Here is an 18,305-nt window from a genome sequence, read left to right on the forward strand (position 1 = left end):
TTTTGAATCTAATGCCTGAAACCAAAACATCGACCACAACCCGCCTGTTAAATTTCTTCAGTCGCCGTCCGATTCGTTTTTCTCGTTTTTTTGCAAAAATGCTTGCAGGGCTGATTAATACGCTAAAAATTACAAAAACTACGAATACCATCCGCCTCAATATCGACATTTGCTTACCGCATCTTTCTGATGAAGAAAAACATTTAGTGACTCGTGCAGCGGTAAGAAACGAACTTCAATCTTATATGGAATTTTTTAGTATTTGGGGAAGCTCAAACGAAACCAATATTTCACGAATACGCAATGTCACTGGTGCTGAATATTTTCATGAAGCAATGGCTGAAAAGAAAGGTATTATTTTACTCGCACCACATTTTGGTACATGGGAAGTCATGAATGCGTGGTTCGCACAATATACTAAGATGACCATCATGTATAAACCCATCAAGAATGAAGAAGCAGATCAATTTGTGCGCCAGGCTCGTAGTCGAGAACAAGCAACTTTAGTCCCTACAGATGAGAGTGGTATAAGACAAATTTTTAAAGCCCTTAAATTAGGGGGGACAACTGTGATTCTTCCAGATCACAATCCTAAACACGGTGGTGAAATGATCGATTATTTCGGCATACCACTCGAGTCCAGTAATTTAAGTGCCAAACTCATCCAAAAAACTAAAGCCAAAGGCCTTTTGGTCTATGCAATTCGCAATGAAACTGAAGATTTTGATGTATTTATTGAACCAATGGATGCTTCGATTTATGAAGGCACTCCCGCTGATGGAACGTTAGTAATTCACCGTGCAATAGAAAGCCTGATTCATCGTTATCCTGAACATGCTCATTGGAGCTACAAACGTTTCCGTGCAAATCCTGATCTACATAACATTTATCGTATCCCTGCAGAACAAGCCAGAGCAAAAATAGAACAAGTCAGAAAAGCAAGTTAATCTATGGGGATATTCCGAGTTAACCACGCTTTTTGATCTCGATGATATCGAAATTGTACATCTCCGTTTTTATCGAAGGTCATTCGAATGCTGCCCTTCGATTGGGTATCGAGTAGCGGAATATTAAGCGCTTTTAAACGCTCTTTGACAACAGGATGTGGATGATTATAGCGGTTATCAAAACCAGCCGATGCAATGGCAATTTTAGGTTTGGTATTTTTTAAAAAGTCGTAAGATGAACTATGTCGACTGCCATGGTGTCCTAAGATTAAAATATCTACTTTAAGTTCAGGATACTGCTTTAAAATACTATACTCTGTCTCCCATCCTGCATCTCCCATAATCAGAATATGCTTAAAATCGTTAGCATAGGGTAATGTCAGATATATTACGCAAGAGAGCTCATTACGATTTTGACTGACAAAATTTAATTGTGATTCAGCTGGTGAGAGAAATTGTATATTTATCTTACCCAATTGCACCTGTTGATGCTGTCGACAATAATCAAATTTCACTTGCTGAAACCTATCATCTTTTTCATTTGAGATAACTTGATCAATTTGTATATGTTTTTCGATAGCGCTGTATGCACCAGCATGATCTTGATCAAGATGACTCATAAAAATTTGATCTAATTTTGATATGCCACGTTGAATTAAGAAAGGGACAACTACACTTTCTCCAATACTAAATGTATTCTCATCAAAGCTCCCGCCTGTATCAACTAAAGCATTTTTCCCTGATGACTGTAAGAGTATGGATTGCCCCTGCCCTATGTCTAAAATTTCAATGATATCGTATCCATCATCACGTTTAGGCATCAGCAATGCCACACCTAATACGGGTATCCATAATCGAGGGATTACATTCTTTGGCATAAAGAATATCAATACTGCTAAAGCGAGCAAAAACATTTGTGCTTTCGTTAGCGCCACCCATTTCAATGGATTGTCTAATATTAATCCCAACTTAGTCAGCAGCACCAAAAGCACCGATATCAACATATCAGCCAGATGAAATAAAAATAGACCAACAAAAGGAATAAAGCTGAGACAATAGCCCAGTACTTCTAATGGCACGATCAAGGTCCCAATCATTGGAACAGCAACTAAATTAGCAAATGGTGCAAGTAAAGAAATCTGTTGAAATATCAGTAAAGTGAATGGTAACAGTGCAATAAATATTTTCCATTGGGATTGCAAAAGTATTTTAAGATACATTTTTGCTTTATCTAGAAAATGATATTTGTTGATTAAAGCAGTGTTTTGCTGTTCATGAACGATCGTTTGGTATACACGAATCAAAATCAAACATGCGCCGTACGAAAGCCAAAATGCAGCAGATAAAATACTAAAAGGGTCTAAATAGAGCATTAAGCTCGCACTGATAAGTAATAGCACAAAAGGCTTAATCTTAAATTTAAATAAAATAGCGATACTAATTAGACAAACTGACAATGTAGTTCTTAGTGCAGGAATTTCGAGCCCTGAAAAAAAACTATAAATAATTACCCCACATACGAAAGGGATTAAAAGTAAATATGTTTTGGGAACTTTTAGAAAAATATGAGGACGAAAAATTGATACAAGATGCCCCATGAACCACGATAATAAACCAGCAAAAATTAGAACATGTGGACCTGAAATAGCCAATAAATGCGTAATGCCTAGTTTTTTAAATAATTCTTCTTGTTGCTCCGTCAGTAGACTCTTATCACCTGTGAGTAACGCGACTAGCAAACCCTTATTCCTGAATACTCCCTGTTCGATATCATCCCTAAAAGCTAAACGTGCTTTTTCAATGCTCAGGCTCAATCGTGCGATAAGGCTCCGATGCACATCGGTTGAAGATAAATAACCTTCAGAATATAACACCGCTTCACTTACAGGTACGATCCAATCTACACGCATTGTTCCAGCTATATTTTGCTGCAACAACCATTTCTCATGATCAAATACCCCATCTACTGCATAACTATGTGCGGGTCTTAATTTTCCCGTAACTTTATAATAGCGCCCTAGTTCTAATGTCGTATCAAGTTTTGACTCTCGCAAATATAATAATAGCGTTTGAGATTGTCCTTGCTTCTTGTCGATCACTTGCGCACGCTGCTGTATTGATCGACCTTCCTGATCCATTTTCAGCTGATTAATTTTATTGATATAGACAACTATTTCTTTTTCTTCAATATATTGAACACGTTTCTCTAAACGATCGTGTAAGGCTGTTTTTGCATGTTGATGCCCCAAAACAAATGTGATCAGACAAATTCCCGTTAGCACAAGCATTCTTGATGATGACTGGACAATACTTGAGGTGTGAGGATAAATGAATCGATCAGGTTGCCTCATTAATTGTACAAAGTAACCCATGATCAAAATGATACTTGCCATACCCAGCAAGAGAGTTGAATATTCAACTTCACCCTGAAAGCTGATCGTAGCAACACCAATGATCCAAAAGATGAGAATAAATATTAAAAACATCTAACTTTTATGTTTATTTTTCTTAAATAGATTAAAGCCCACCTAAGTGGGCTTTAACAAGACTGTTAATCGGATTTTTAGGCTATACCCACAATCCATCTTGCATATGCAAAATCTTATCAGCAGTTTGTGCGAGCTGCTCATCATGGGTCACGATGAGCATTGCCATATTAAATTCTTTACGCAGATCGGAAAGCAATTCAAAAATTGTGACGGCAGTCTTACGATCTAAATTTCCAGTAGGCTCATCTGCCATCATCAATTTAGGTTGAGCCACTAAAGCCCGTGCAAGCGCAACGCGTTGTCGCTCACCGCCAGATAACTCACCTGGTTTATGCGTTAAACGATGTGATAAACCCACTTTATTCAACAAATATTCTGCACGTTCTTTTACTTCTTTAAAATTTGCATCTTTACGTAACATCAGCGGCATTGATACATTTTCTAAAGCCGTAAACTCAGGAAGTAAATGGTGAAATTGATACACAAATCCGAGGTGTTCATTACGTAGGAAACCGCGTTCAGCTTCGCCTAAAGTGTCAAAACGCTGACCATTAAGCATCACTACACCTTCGGACGGACGATCAAGTCCCCCTAATACATGTAACAGCGTACTCTTACCCGAACCACTTGATCCAACAATTGAAACAAATTGTCCTTGCTCAACAACTAAATCCAATCCCTTAATCACTTCAACAGTTGATTTACCATCTGTAAAATGTTTATGAATATTTTTGGCTTCTAAGACAATATTACTCATAGCGTAAAGCCTCTGCTGGTTGAACTTTGGCAGCACGCAGCGCTGGATAAATTGTTGCAAGGAAACTTAGCGCTAGTGATAAGCTAACAATCACCACCACATCTTGCCAACGTAGATACGATGGTAAATAGTTAATGAAATATGCATCGAACAAATTTAGTCCAAAAGCAGTGTTCAACCAGCCAATAAATCCACTGATGCTCGTTGCAAAGATGATACCTAGTGCTGCTCCTGCCAGTGTTCCTACAACACCAATCACCGTACCCTGTACCATAAAAATCTTAGTGATCGTTGCTGGTGAAGCACCTAAGGTTCTTAAAATAGCAATGTCGGATTTTTTATCAGTAACCACCATCACCAATGAAGATACAATATTAAATGCTGCAACCAAGACAATCAGGAAAAGTAAAAGGCTGACCATTGCTTTTTCCATCTGAATGGCACTAAAGAGATTGCCGTGCGTATAAGTCCAATTTGATGGATAGAAATTGCCTGGTAAATCCATAACAACTTCTTCAGCGACTTGTGGTGCTTTGAAGATATCATCTAGCTTCATACGGATACCTTGTGCACCATCCGGCAGTCTCAACAGTGTCGAAGCATCATTTAGCGCGATGTAACCCATCATCGAGTCCACTTCCGCACCAATACTAAAAATACCGACAATTTTAAAACGTTTAAATCGTGGAACAACGCCAGCGGGTGATGGTGTCGCTTCAGGTAATACCAATGTTACATTGTCATTGAGACTTAAACCTAAAGCATCCGTCATCTGCTTGCCCAAAACAATCCCGAACTCACCTTTCTTTAATGAGTTGATGTCGCCTTGAACCATATGATTTTGAATAATAGATACATTTTTTTCATAGTCAGGCTCAATACCCGTGACCATTATCCCTGCAACCTGTCCTTGGGCTGTTAACATCCCCTGCAACTGTGTAAAAGGTGCAACACCCGTCACATGTTCATGTTGGTCTATTTTCTTTGCAAGCTCAGGCCAGTCTGTTAGAATTTGTGTAGAGGAAACAGTCGCTTGAGGTACCATTCCCAAGACACGGTTTTTTAATTCACGATCGAAACCGTTCATTACAGATAACACAGTAATGAGAACAGCGACGCCCAAAGTCAGACCGATCATGGAAACTAAAGCAATAAAAGAAATAAAGTGATTACTTCGCCGTGCGCGAGTGTATCTCAACCCTATATACAGCGAGATCGGTTTAAACATACCATCTAGTCCGAGGTGTTTTAATGGAAAATCTTCAGCATCAAAGTGGCAATATTGAAAGACGCGTCATGTCACGTATTGATGCTGCCTTAAGAATAAATTATCAGATCATCACTAAAGATGTCGCTTTGAATGATCCCTATGATTCAAATTTTGTACTACCGCGCTATTTTCTCTTACTTGCAGAATTAGATCAATTTGATCATGCGCTTATGTACGAATTAGAACAATTAAATCAAAAAGATCAACAAATTGCTCGGATATTATCCTTATTTAATCAAAAATTAAACCTGATTACGGGCTCACTTTACGACTCTATTGTACAAACCATGTTACCAGTACCTACTCAAGTCAATTTGTCTGAAACAGGTTTTAGTTTTTATGCTGAGCAACATATCCCTGAACAAACCTATATACACATCACATTGAGTCACCCTGAAAATGATTTTCATATCGCTGCAACTGCACAAGTTGTCTACAGCAATCAAGAAGAAAATGGGCTGTTTAGAACCGGTGCATATTTTCTAACGTTACATCCCCAAGACAAAGTAAAGTTGACAGAAGCCTTGAAGCATTTAAAAAACTCACAGAATCGCTGAGCATCCAACTTAAGGCTTTAATACTTTTTGTTTAAATTTCTGATTCGCTTCTATATCCCGATAAAAATACATAAACAATCCCAGAAGTAGGATCATTGCTCCCAGTATCATACCTAGCGTTAACTTCTCATGATTAAACGCGGCACCTATACCAAGCGCTAAAACTGGAGTCATTACATTTGTAAGGGACAATGTGGTGGGTTGGATTTTTTTGACCAAATAGAAATAACAAAACATAGCAACTAATGAAGCCATAACAACAGAATATATGATCGCAAGTAATGACTTCATTGAAGGTAATTCAGTAGGTAAATATTTCCATATAAATGGCACAATTAGACATGCAACGATGGTAGAAACCAGTATTGAACCTGTCGCCTGTGCCATCGGTGCTACATCAGCATTTATTTTTTTTACCCAAAAAATTGACATTGCGTATGAAAAAACGCTGAGCAACATTAAACCAATTCCAATGGGATGGATATGTTGTGATGATCCAGTAAAACTGATCACTACAAGCCCAGTAATCGCGACGATCATTCCTAACCATTGCAGCTTATGCAAATCTTGTTGAAAGATAAATTTTCCAATAAGCCCTGCCATAATTGGTGCTAATCCAAACATCAGTGCAATCATGCCAGAACTTAGATAATCAGTAGCTACATAAGTAAAAAATTGTGAACCAATCAAGCTAAATGAACCAGCAAAATAACTATGCAATGCAATTGAATTTAAAGGAAATTTTACCTTTAAAACAATGAGAAGCAATGCCGCGATAGGCAGTGCCAAGCCTAATCGAATCACCAATGCCCACATTAAATAAATATCTTCTACACTCCACACAATCGCAAGTGGAGTTGTTGCCCAGATGATGACCAATAAGGCATAAATGAGCATAAGTTTAGATTTTTCTGGCATGTGAACTCGATTGATAAGATAAATCAGGCAGTTTTTCTTTTTTGTTTTTGAATCGTTTGATCCAAAGCACTTGAAAATTCACGCTTATCTCTTTCTGAAATTGGCGGTGGTCCACCGGTTTGAACTCCAGCCCCTCTCAAAGTTTCCATAAAATCACGCAAATGTAATCGTGCCTTAATATTAGCTTCTGTCCAAATTTCACCACGTGGATGAATTGCAACGCCACCCTTTTCGATGACTTGAGCTGCTAGAGGAATATCCTGCGTCATGACAATATCATGTTCTTTCATACGTTCGATAATTTCTTTATCAGCTTGATCTGCTCCACTCATCACCTGTATTGAATTAATACGAACAGAAGGAGTTATTCCTACATTTTGATTGGCGACAAAAGTTACTTCAAGTTGATAACGATCAGAAGCTCTTAAAATGACTTCACGCAAAATTTTAGGTAATGCATCAGCATCGACCCAGAGTTTAAATGGCAACACGCCTCTTTCCTTCGTTGTCTTACCACGTCATCTTATCAAATTTTACAGATGGCTGGTTTGATATGATGAATATAAAGCGGATCGTTTTTTATAGTGAGGACCTTCTCTCCATGTTATTTAAATACATGAAAAATCTTATTGTTGTCAGTTTAATCAAAATTAAAACTAATTGATTGTTTTTGCTTAATGTATGAACGATTAAAACTTTTTTTGATACGAAGCTTTTGACAATTGAAATGTCTATCCTTAATATACAAGCACCTCGCAACGTCCCTATCGTCTAGAGGCCTAGGACATCGCCCTTTCACGGCGGTAACCGGGGTTCGAATCCCCGTAGGGACGCCATTATCGTTTCATACGATCACTCAATATTCAAAATTACTATTATTTCATTGAAGAATTGTAGTTTTTCACTACAATAACTCGCTTCATTTGTTTCGAATTTTCAATCCTATGCACTCATCTCCGAATGATGCTTCGCATCAGGGCAATTCTGCGCCTTTACAACGCGCTATGAGTACTCGACATCTGGTTATGATTTCGCTTGGCGGCGCAATCGGTACTGGACTTTTCTTAGGTTCGGGTGAAGTCATTGCACAAACGGGGCCTGTAGGTGCCATTATTTCTTATATCCTTGGCGGGATTATCGCCTACATGGTTATGCTGTGTTTAGGTGAGCTTGCCGTTCATATGCCTGAGTCTGGTTCGTTTGGTGCTTATGCCAAAAGATATATTGGACCAGGAACAGGCTATACCATCACTTGGTTATATTGGTTAACTTGGTCGGTTACTTTAGGAACTGAGTTTACAGCCGCCGCCCTCCTCATGCAGGAATGGTTCCCAGATAGTTCCATGTGGATGTGGACTATAGTCTTTGGTGTATTCGTATTTGTTTTAAATATGATTTCCACAAAATGGTTCGCAGAATCTGAATTTTGGCTGGCATTAGTTAAAGTTATTACTGTTGTTGCATTTATTCTCTTAGGCCTACTCGCAATTTTTGGCGTAATTGGCTATCAAGGTTACGAAACGGCGCCTTTATTTAGCAATTTAACGGCTCAAGGTTGGTTCCCTGAAGGTCTATTCCCAATTTTTGCTACGATGCTTATCGTAAACTTCGCATTCTCTGGAACAGAATTAATTGGGGTTGCTGCTGGTGAAACTAAAGACCCAGCTAAAAATGTTCCTAAAGCGATTAATACAGCGATTTTTCGTCTGTTGATTTTCTTCGTAGGTACAATCATTGTAGTAACGTCACTTCTTCCACATCAAGAAGCTGGCTTAGCTGCTGAAGGTGTGAGTAGCTCTCCATTTGTGACTGTTTTCCAGCATATTGGTATTCCCTATGCAGAAGATATCATCCGTTTTGTAATTATTACCGCTTTATTATCAGCTGCTAACTCTGGTTTGTTTGCTGCGTCACGCATGATGTGGTCTTTATCTTACAAAAAGCAGCTCCCTGTAGTATTTTCTAGAGTGAATGCACGTGGTATCCCTTATGTTGCAGTGATCGTGACAATGATCGGTGGGTTACCAGGCTTATTGTCAGAACAATTCGCACCTGAGACTATTTTTACCAATTTATTAGGTATTGCTGCTTTCACAATGGTCGTTGTGTGGATGAGTATTTGTTTAAGCCAATTTAATTTCAGACGCGATTGGTATAAGCAAGGGCGCAAAAAAGAAGAGCTGGGCTTTGCTGCTCCATTATTTCCAATTGTCCCAATCTTAGGTTTTGTGTTCTGTTTTATCACATGCTTAAGTATGGTATTTGATCCAAGTATGCGTATTAGCTTTTTCGGGTGTTTAGCGTTCATTGCTGTATGCTATGCCAGTTATTACCTGTTTTATCACGATAAATCTTGATTTTGAAATAGCGACTTCGGTCGCTATTTTTTTGCTTAGACAGTTCCTATTTTCCCAATGCTTTTCTAATATTTCTTGGAGATTTGATCTAAATTTAGCCTTTAAATTCAATATTGTTTTATTTTCATACGAACACACCATTTTTTTAATTTTTTTGCTGAAATGCGTTTGACACCCCCCTATTTTCACCCTATTATACGCCCACCTCTGAAACGTCCCTATCGTCTAGAGGCCTAGGACATCGCCCTTTCACGGCGGTAACCGGGGTTCGAATCCCCGTAGGGACGCCAATTTTCAGAAGTAGATTTTATTAAGTCCCTATCGTCTAGAGGCCTAGGACATCGCCCTTTCACGGCGGTAACCGGGGTTCGAATCCCCGTAGGGACGCCATTAATTTCAATTGAAATAACATGGTTTAAAATATATTTCTGCACTGTCCCTATCGTCTAGAGGCCTAGGACATCGCCCTTTCACGGCGGTAACCGGGGTTCGAATCCCCGTAGGGACGCCATATTCGAGATGATACATCTCATAAAAAAGCCCAAGCATTTAAGACTTGGGCTTTTTTTTATAACTTAGTCACCCTAAAAATCGAACACAAAATAAACAACATTATCATCTTTGCAGGTTATGGTGGTTTAAACCCTTAATAACGCTTGGAGAAGATGATGTTGGACAACACCGTACTTAATCCCCTAGCATCCCCATCACAATTAAATACAATTAGTCCTAAAACAAATAAAGACTGGGTTGAGTTTTTTTTAGACCCTAAAGTGAATCGTGAATGTAAAACAGAATATGCCGAAAGCTATGTTCTTTCACTATTCGATCAACTCAATACGACTCATTTATCGTGGATTGATCAGGTAGACCAAGTTAGGCAACATATACAACACGAACATGATCAAACTTGTTCTAAATTTCAAAGTTATCTAGATCAACGAAAATCAGGCCTTGGGCGTGACTACTTTCCAACCATCTCTCATGCTTTAGAGTTTTTATATAAAGTTGCTCCAGTTAAATATGCAGATGGCTCATGGCTATATTCATCTCTTACGCACCCCTCTTTGTTTGAGAACAAAGATCTAAGCTATATCTACTTAGAAGAACTTGGCTTGGGAGATGCTAAAGCAAATCATGTTTGCATGTATCAAAGCTTACTACGACATTTCGAGCTTGAACCGTACATTAATTATTTAGATGATATTTATTTTGAACAAGCCGCTGTTCAACTTGCTCTCGCATATATATCACATGATTTATTTCCACTGGTAATTGGATTTAACTTGGGTTATGAACAATTACCACTACACCTGTTAATCACCAATTATGAGTTAGCAGAACTTGGAATTGATCCTCATTATTTTAATATTCATATTACAATTGATAATGCACACAATGGACATGCTGAAAAATCAATACAGGCATTTATTGATCATTATCATCAAGCTCAAGATAAATCAAAATATCTTGAACTGGTGAAAATGGGTTTCCAAATGAATGATCTTGGCTTGAGCTCAACAAATATCATCCGAGAAATTGATCTGACTCAAAGCGTTTATCAACTTCTGCAAAGAAAAGCAGTTGTCGGTCAACATATCCATAACCAAAAATGTCAATTTAATGGCAGATCAATTAACGAATGGCTCGCTCAACCTGAATTAATATCTGAATTTATTCAAATCTTAATTGATAAACAATGGATTATTAAAAACAGGCCTGTCGAAGAAAGTCGTTTTTGGAAACTTATTCACGATAGTGATGGCAAAATGTTTGGTGTGTTTAATGCAACTGAGAAAATGCTGATCAAAGACTGGATTCAAGGGGAATCATTAACTGTTCGTTTAAAAAGAATGCCTGTAACAGGAGATCAAAACTGGCTATCAAAATACAATAATCAACATGAACTTGAACAGATCAAACATCAATGTCATTCATTAGATGATACAAACGATAAACTCGCATTATTAATTCCATATCTATCACCTTACTATCATCCACGAGCGATCGGATTATGGGCAACCCAAGAAGTCTCTAAGTTACTTTTCCCTTTTCAAACACTTGCGCTTTAGTTTTAACTCGCCGCATAAAATAAGGAGCCATAAAGGCTCCTTATATGTATTGATTTATACTATGCAGATTTTCTTGAATTAACTTTGCCCTGAATGATAGCCTTCACATTTCCTTTTGCATAATTCAGAAAAACTTTTAAAGGTGAAAGTTTTGGATTAGGTTGATTACCCTCACCAATCGCTTTGAATTGTGCCGCATACCAAATAATTTCCATAATTGCCATTTTATCAATAAATGGAATCCCTGTTTTAATTGGTTTTACTGCATATCTAACATCGTGTCCTGCAATCAAACGATCAGTTAAATCCGTTTCTACAGCGAGCGGGCGTGCAATTCCAATAAAGTCACATGCACCACTTTCTAAAGCATCATTCATCCCTTTAACGGTTCTGAATCCACCTGTAACCATCAGTTTGCATTTTACTTCTTGACGTATTTTCTCTGCGAAATCTAAAAAGTAAGCCTCACGTGCAATGGTACTTGCTTTACGCTGTTCAGCTTTAGCACCTGCCATTGCGGGCGCTTCATACGTACCGCCTGAAATTTCAATTAAATCGATTCCTGCATCATCAATAGCTTTAAATACTTGAATCACTTCTTCTTCAGTAATTCCACCTCGTTGAAAATCTGCGGAATTCAATTTCACTGAAACGATAAAATTCTCGGATGTTGCAGCTCGAACAGCTTTATAAATTTCTAATAAGAAACGCATACGATTTTCAATGCTGCCACCCCATTGATCATTACGCTTATTGGTCAGTGGCGATAGAAATTCACTGATTAAATATCCATGAGCACCGTGTAATTGAACACCTTCAAAGCCCGCTTTTTCGCAAATCGCTGCAGAGGTTGCAAACCTTTGGATTAGATCTAGGATTTCCTCATGCTCGAGAGCCCGTGGAGTAGCAAAGGTAGTAGCCAACATAGCACTAAATGGAACAGCAGACGGTGCAACAGTTTCTTTATTTAAGCCTTTAGGACACTGTCTGCCCGGATGAGACAATTGAACAAGCTGGACCATACCATAACGTTTACCTAGGTCAGCCCATGCCTTTAATTTAGGTAAATCTCGCTCATTTTCGACCACGACGACACCAGGCTCATTCTTCGCACGTAGATCAACCATCACATTTCCTGTGATTGAACACCCTAAACCTCCTCTTGCCCAAGCTTCATACAAGCCTGTGTGCAAATGATTTGGTTCACCAGCAGCATTCGCTAGAGCTTCACTCATTGCGCCTTTAATAATGCGATTTTTGAAAGTTGTATTGCGAATTTGAATCGGCTCAGCAATTTTACTCATCTTGAAGTTCTCAATTTTGTGCTTATCTAAACCTAAAACCAATTAGGCGTGACTTCCCTGAATTTCAGTCTAAAATTGACAATCCTTCTTGTCAAATAACTTTTATAAACTACTTTGTATAAGATGTTGCGTATAAGCATGAATCGGTGCACGGAATAAACGTTCTGTCTCTTGAATTTCTAAAACTTTTGCATCTTTCATCACCATAACTCGATGGCATAACGCTTTCACAATTTTCAGATCATGACTAATAAAGATGTAACTGATCCCTGTTCTCTGCTGTATAACTTGAAGTAATTTCACCAATTTTATTTGTGTATTGCGATCTAATGCAGATGTTGGCTCATCCAGAATGAGTAATTGAGGTTTCAGAATAAGTGCTCTGGCCAGCGATACTCTTTGTCGCTGTCCACCCGACATTTGATGAGGATAACGATCAAGAAATTCTTTTGTGAGATTAACCTCTTCAAGGGCTTGAATCGCGAGATTTAATTTTTCACTCTTTCTCATTTTTTTTAATCTTAACCCTTCAGTTAATAACGACAAAACATCCATTCTTGGATTGAGACTCGAAAAAGGATCTTGAAAAACGATTTGAAAATCTTTTCGATGCGCTCTAAGTTGCTTGTCAGACAACTGATTGAGATTGATACGATTTAATTCAATGGTACCTGTTGACTCTATGAGTCGTGCAAGCGCGAGTGCAGCACTGGTTTTTCCAGACCCACTTTCACCTACAATACCAAGCGACTCTCCTTGTTTAAGCTGGAAACTTAAATCTTCCACCGCTATAAATTGAGTTTTAAATACATTCAGAAAATTCAGCTTAGGTGGATACCGCACTCGAAGATGTTCAGTATTTAAAAGTTCTTTGGCCTGTTCACTGATAGGTGAAATCGAATCAAACTGCTGATTAAGGAGCAGTCGAGTAAATTCATGGCGAGGCTGCAGGAATATTTGAGAGACATCCCCCTGTTCAACTGTGACACCTTTAGACAAAACCAATACCTGATCAGCATATTGTTGCACCAACCTTAAATCATGACTAACCAAAACTAAGGCCATATTTTTTTGATGCGCTTGGTCTTTAATTAAATTTAAAATTTGCTTCTGTAGTGATACATCAAGGGCTGTTGTTGGTTCATCTGCAATTAAAATTTCAGGTTCCGAAATCAGAGCTGTTGCGATCATCACCCTTTGACGCTGTCCACCAGACAACTGATGTGGATATCGCTTGAGGATGTCTGATGAATTACCCAACCCTACATCACAAAGCACTTCTTCTATTTTTTTTCGAATGCCTTTTCTCTTAAGCCCCTTCAACCATAAAGGTTCTGAAATAATTTTTTCAATTGTATGTAATGGATTAAGTGCCGTCATTGGCTCTTGAAATATCATCGCGATCTTATTGCCACGTATTAAGCGCAACTGATCTTCGTGTTTTAGACGCAGATCTTCATTTTGAAATATGATTTCACCACTTAAGTCTAGAGCGCGATCTTGAAGACCTAGAAGACTTAGACAAGCTAGAGATTTTCCTGAACCACTTTCACCAACAATCGCTACTGTCTCACCCGCATTTAGCTTAAAAGACAAATCAGTTAAGATTTTTTGTTCATTCAACTGAATATTGAGCTTGTTGACTTCAAGTATTGGTTTAGCCTCTTGGATCAAATGCATCTCGAGCTGCCTCTCCAATATAAATAAGAATAGATAACACAACTGCTAGACTAAAAAATCCAGATAAAACCAACCACGGTGCTGATAGATTATTCTTACCCTGTAATAAAATTTCACCAATTGAAGCTGTATCAGGTGGCAAACCATAGCCCAGAAAATCCAAAGCTGTAAGTGCGGTAATATTAGCGGTAAGAATGAAAGGAAGCTGTGAGAGTGACGAACTTATAGCATTGGGTAAAATATGTTTGATAATAATTTGACTATCTGTAGCACCGAGTGATCTCGCAGCTCGCACATAGTCCAAATTTCTGGCTTTCAGAAACTCTGCACGAACAAGACCAACTAACGCAGTCCAACCAAACATTAGCATAATTAAAAACAGCCAATATACGCTTGGTGTAAACATGCTCACTAAGATCATCACAATAAATAACATTGGTAGACCACCCCACACCTCTAACAGCCTTTGACCGATCAGATCCAACCAACCGCCAAAGTAGCCTTGGATAGCACCAATGGTAATTCCTATGAATGCAGATCCAATAGTAAGTGCAATGCCGAACAGCAAAGAGATACGAATACCATATATTAATCTTGCCAAGACATCACGACCTTGATCATCTGTGCCTAACCAATTCACGGAGGTCGGTGGAGATGGTACAGCTTCTGCCAATTCATAATTAGGTGTTTGATATGAAAATGGGATGATAGGCCAAATCTGCCATCCATGCTCATTAATCAATTCTTGAACAGCTGGATCTTTATAATCAGCCTCAGTCTCAAAGACACCACCGAATGTTGTTTCAGGATAAGGCTTAAAAATTGGGAAATAAATTTCTTCTTTATAATAAATAAGTATAGGTTTTTCGTTGGCAATAAACTCTGCCCCCAAGGATAAAATAAAGATCGCGATAAATAAAATGAAGCTGAAGAATCCGAGTCGATGTGACTTAAATTTTGAAATTCGTTGATCGAAATGTGGAGACATTTTTTATGCTCCTTGACGATCAAAATTGATTCTTGGATCAATCAATTGATATAGAACATCACTGAGTAATCTCAAAATTAGACCGACCAACGTAAAGATAAACAATGTTCCAAAAATTACAGGATAATCACGCTGCTGAATTGCCTCAAATCCGAGCAATCCCAAACCATCAAGATTAAATATAATTTCTACAAATAGATTGCCAACAAAAAAAATTCCGATCAGTGCTTCAGGTAATCCTGCTATAACGATCAACATGGCGTTACGGAAAACATGATTGTATAAAACGCGTTGCTCGGTCAAACCTTTAGCACGAGCTGCCGTCACATATTGTTTATTTAATTCTTCCATAAAAGAGTATTTTGTTAGATATGTGAGGGTCGCAAATCCACCTAATATAATAGTAAGGACAGGCAATGTAAGATGCCAAAAATAATCTCTAACTTTATCAATAAAACTGAGTTCTGCAAAATTCTCAGAGACCAATCCTTGTAATGGGAACCATTGTAAATACGATCCCCCCGAAAAAATCATAATAAGTAGAATAGCAAATACAAAAGTTGGCACTGCATAACCTACCGCCAATATTAAGGAGGTCGTTTGATCAAACAGACTGCCATGTCTTTTCGCTTTGCAGATCCCTAGAGGAATGGCGATACTGTAGATCAGTAAGGTACTCCATAATCCAAGGGAGATCGTGACTGGCATTTTTTCCAAAATTAATGTTGTTACTGATTTATTTTTAAAAAAGCTCGTTCCAAAATCCAGTTGAAAATATCCTTTGAGCATTTGAAAAAAGCGCTCATGCACAGGGCGGTCAAATCCATATTGCGCTTTGATCTGCTCGACCATTTCAGGACTGAGTCCTCGCGTACCCTGATAATGACTCTGAAACTCATTAATTTGAGATGCCGAACCAGACACAACACCAATGCCTTGAAACTGCTCAGCTCTCTGTATTGCCTGTTCAACAGGTCCACCAGGAGCAATTTGAACGACGGCGAAATTGATGAGTAATATCAAAAATAAGGTGGGAATGATCAGCAAAAGTCGTTTAAGTATATAAAGCCCCATAAATTTAACCTTTAACGTGAGCCTTTACTTCGACCAAGATAAGTAGCCACTTTGCGAGCTTGCTGTTGATCTACCCACCAATAATCTTCACCAACAGCGAGTTTGGGTTTAATCTGTGGCTGTTTATACATATTCCAATACGCATACCATTCACGATCATTTCCATAAGTAAGTATCTGATAATATCCAGCACGTAATAAACGATCCAAGACACGTGTATTTAATATTAATTTTTCACGATTAGGTGCATGGATAATACGTTGTATAATTTCATCTATAACGCTATTTTTCACACCAGAAAAATTATAATTTCCCTCTTCATTTGCAGCATGACTACTCCAAAATTGCGCTTGCTCATTCCCAGGATTTAGTGACTGAGGCATCACCATCGTGGTTAAATCAAAATCATATTGACGCATCCGCTGTAAATATTGAGGCATATCGACTTGCCGAATCGAAACTTGAATACCCAATTTTTTTAAATTTCGAATATAAGGCATGAGCGTCCGTTGTAAGCCCTCTTGATGAAGAAGCAATTCTAATTGAATTGGTTTTCCATCACGCGCATGCAAACTACCATTTTTAAATGAATACCCCTGCTCAATTAAAATTTTCCGAGCAGTGAGTAAGCCTTTACGATTGTAACCTGTACCATCAGTGACGGGATATTTCCACGCTTTTAATACCCCTTCTCGTTGTAAAGGATGCAACCGAGATAAATAAGGTTTTAATATTGTTAACTCTTTTGGACTTGGGACTGACTTTGCTTCGAGCTCACTAAACTGAAAATGACTTTGTAAACGTTGATATTGTTGATAAAACAATGCTTTATTTTGCCATTCAAAGTCATAAGCATAGGTCATTGCTTGTCTAAAATAGATATCGTTTAGCGGTTTTTTTCGTGTGTTAAAAACGATACTTTGTGTCGGAGCAGGGTTTTGTAAAGCTACACTATATTTTTTAACCAACCCTGAGTTAAATGCTGGAAAGTTGTATTCCGTCTTCCATTTACGAGCAAATTTCTCTTGGTGAAATGTATATTGTCCAGCTTTAAATCCTTCAAATGCAATGTCCGAACTACGGTAATAAACATATTTAATTTGATCAAAATTATAACGACCACGATTTACAAGTAAATCCTTAGCCCAATAATGGGGATTACGCTGATAGGTAATACTACGACCAGCATCAAGATTTTTAATTTTATATGGCCCTGATCCTAAAATGGGTTTGAGTGTTGCTCGACTAAAATCTTTAGATTGCCAATCTTTTTTAGAAAAAATTGGCATCTGTGAAAGTATTGCTGGCATTTCAGTATTACTTTCTGATTTAAATACCATTTTTACGGCATGTTTAGACAGAACCTGAATTTTATCTAAATCAGACAAATACATCTGTAAACCGGGATTGGTTTTGGTTAAATACATTTCAAACGTGAATTTAACATCCTCAGCCAGTACAGGAGATCCATCACTAAATCGAGCACGTGGATTTAAATGAAAAATCACAAATTTTGTTCGGCTTGGATCAAACTGAATTTTCTCAGCCAAAAGTGGATAAAACACATTTGGTTCATCTAATGACTTGGAAAATAGCGTATCGAACAAGTAATTTGTACCTTCAACCCAACTTCCTTGCCCATTCATACCGTTTAGATTATCAAATGTCCCATCAGCTGCTTTCACCAACTTTCCACCCTTTGGTGCGTCTGGGTTGGCATATGGCATTGCATCTAAATTCAGATATTTCGGTTTTGACTGTAAAGCAATATAAGGCGTCGTTTGAAGATTTGCCCATGCACTGATATGAATGGGCAAGAAGAGGAAAATAAACTTTGCTTTTGACAAAGTTGATGAAATGCACATCTCGATATGAAATTCCTGATTGCTTAA

14 protein-coding genes and 4 tRNA genes are annotated in these 18,305 nt (G+C 38.1%); 8 read left to right on the plus strand and 10 right to left on the minus strand.

The features are described from left to right. The first annotated feature begins 11 nt into the window (after positions 1 to 11). A complete protein-coding gene (locus AC1M9E_RS09525; RefSeq protein ID WP_035266859.1) occupies positions 12 to 947 on the plus strand; it encodes a lysophospholipid acyltransferase family protein in 936 nt (311 codons plus the stop codon). Here the strand turns inward: AC1M9E_RS09525 and AC1M9E_RS09530 are convergent. From AC1M9E_RS09530 to AC1M9E_RS09540, 3 genes are all read right to left on the minus strand, one after another. Next, on the minus strand, positions 944 to 3,433 hold the full coding sequence (locus AC1M9E_RS09530; protein ID WP_488224728.1) for a DNA internalization-related competence protein ComEC/Rec2: 2,490 nt from the start codon (positions 3,431 to 3,433) through the stop codon (positions 944 to 946). The genes AC1M9E_RS09525 and AC1M9E_RS09530 overlap by 4 nt on opposite strands. An 82-nt stretch (positions 3,434 to 3,515) precedes the next feature. Beyond that, the gene (gene lolD / locus AC1M9E_RS09535) at positions 3,516 to 4,193 is read right to left on the minus strand and encodes a lipoprotein-releasing ABC transporter ATP-binding protein LolD (RefSeq protein WP_035266856.1); all 678 of its coding nucleotides are present in this window, start codon (positions 4,191 to 4,193) and stop codon (positions 3,516 to 3,518) included. Continuing rightward, on the minus strand, positions 4,186 to 5,421 hold the full coding sequence (locus AC1M9E_RS09540; RefSeq protein WP_035266853.1) for a lipoprotein-releasing ABC transporter permease subunit: 1,236 nt from the start codon (positions 5,419 to 5,421) through the stop codon (positions 4,186 to 4,188). Before AC1M9E_RS09540 ends, lolD begins: the two co-directional genes overlap by 8 nt. A 23-nt stretch (positions 5,422 to 5,444) precedes the next feature. Here AC1M9E_RS09540 and AC1M9E_RS09545 point away from each other — a divergent pair, with 23 nt between their 5' ends. Continuing rightward, positions 5,445 to 6,020, plus strand: coding sequence for a PilZ domain-containing protein (locus tag AC1M9E_RS09545; protein ID WP_035266851.1), 576 nt, complete (start codon positions 5,445 to 5,447; stop codon positions 6,018 to 6,020). 9 nt (positions 6,021 to 6,029) lie between these two features. Here the strand turns inward: AC1M9E_RS09545 and AC1M9E_RS09550 are convergent, their stop codons facing one another. Further along, on the minus strand, positions 6,030 to 6,938 hold the full coding sequence (locus AC1M9E_RS09550; protein WP_481607606.1) for a DMT family transporter: 909 nt from the start codon (positions 6,936 to 6,938) through the stop codon (positions 6,030 to 6,032). Between the two features lie 23 nt (positions 6,939 to 6,961). Beyond that, a complete protein-coding gene (locus AC1M9E_RS09555) occupies positions 6,962 to 7,429 on the minus strand; it encodes a YaiI/YqxD family protein (RefSeq protein ID WP_035266848.1) in 468 nt (155 codons plus the stop codon). Positions 7,430 to 7,698: 269 nt separating this feature from the next. Here AC1M9E_RS09555 and AC1M9E_RS09560 point away from each other — a divergent pair. From AC1M9E_RS09560 to AC1M9E_RS09585, 6 genes are all read left to right on the plus strand, one after another. Further along, positions 7,699 to 7,774 (plus strand) — tRNA-Glu (locus AC1M9E_RS09560). Between the two features lie 108 nt (positions 7,775 to 7,882). Continuing rightward, entirely contained in the window at positions 7,883 to 9,295 is a 1,413-nt protein-coding gene (locus AC1M9E_RS09565) for an amino acid permease (protein ID WP_481607605.1), read from the plus strand. A 214-nt stretch (positions 9,296 to 9,509) separates the two neighbouring features. After that, positions 9,510 to 9,585, plus strand: a tRNA-Glu gene (locus tag AC1M9E_RS09570). A 24-nt stretch (positions 9,586 to 9,609) separates the two neighbouring features. Continuing rightward, positions 9,610 to 9,685: transfer RNA gene (locus AC1M9E_RS09575), tRNA-Glu, on the plus strand. Between the two features lie 45 nt (positions 9,686 to 9,730). Continuing rightward, positions 9,731 to 9,806, plus strand: a tRNA-Glu gene (locus tag AC1M9E_RS09580). A 157-nt stretch (positions 9,807 to 9,963) separates the two neighbouring features. After that, a complete protein-coding gene (locus AC1M9E_RS09585; protein ID WP_481609781.1) occupies positions 9,964 to 11,367 on the plus strand; it encodes an iron-containing redox enzyme family protein in 1,404 nt (467 codons plus the stop codon). Positions 11,368 to 11,426: 59 nt separating this feature from the next. On the opposite strand, the gene AC1M9E_RS09590 is transcribed toward AC1M9E_RS09585, so the two are convergent. The 5 genes from AC1M9E_RS09590 to AC1M9E_RS09610 form a co-directional block, all read right to left on the minus strand. Further along, positions 11,427 to 12,671: an NADH:flavin oxidoreductase/NADH oxidase family protein gene (locus AC1M9E_RS09590; RefSeq protein ID WP_481590238.1), complete on the minus strand. Its 1,245-nt coding sequence runs from the start codon at positions 12,669 to 12,671 to the stop codon at positions 11,427 to 11,429. Between the two features lie 102 nt (positions 12,672 to 12,773). Continuing rightward, positions 12,774 to 14,351 carry a dipeptide ABC transporter ATP-binding protein gene (locus AC1M9E_RS09595; RefSeq protein WP_488224729.1) on the minus strand — a complete coding sequence of 526 codons (1,578 nt, stop codon included), beginning with the start codon at positions 14,349 to 14,351 and terminating at the stop codon, positions 12,774 to 12,776. Continuing rightward, positions 14,329 to 15,339 carry an ABC transporter permease gene (locus AC1M9E_RS09600; protein WP_488224730.1) on the minus strand — a complete coding sequence of 337 codons (1,011 nt, stop codon included), beginning with the start codon at positions 15,337 to 15,339 and terminating at the stop codon, positions 14,329 to 14,331. The genes AC1M9E_RS09595 and AC1M9E_RS09600 overlap by 23 nt, the downstream gene beginning before the upstream one ends. Positions 15,340 to 15,342: 3 nt before the next feature. Further along, a complete protein-coding gene (locus AC1M9E_RS09605; RefSeq protein WP_481607600.1) occupies positions 15,343 to 16,413 on the minus strand; it encodes a microcin C ABC transporter permease YejB in 1,071 nt (356 codons plus the stop codon). An 11-nt stretch (positions 16,414 to 16,424) separates the two neighbouring features. Beyond that, positions 16,425 to 18,272 carry an extracellular solute-binding protein gene (locus AC1M9E_RS09610; protein WP_488225208.1) on the minus strand — a complete coding sequence of 616 codons (1,848 nt, stop codon included), beginning with the start codon at positions 18,270 to 18,272 and terminating at the stop codon, positions 16,425 to 16,427. Positions 18,273 to 18,305 lie beyond the last annotated feature (33 nt).

This window comes from Acinetobacter sp. 24-47-47 (assembly GCF_057737035.1).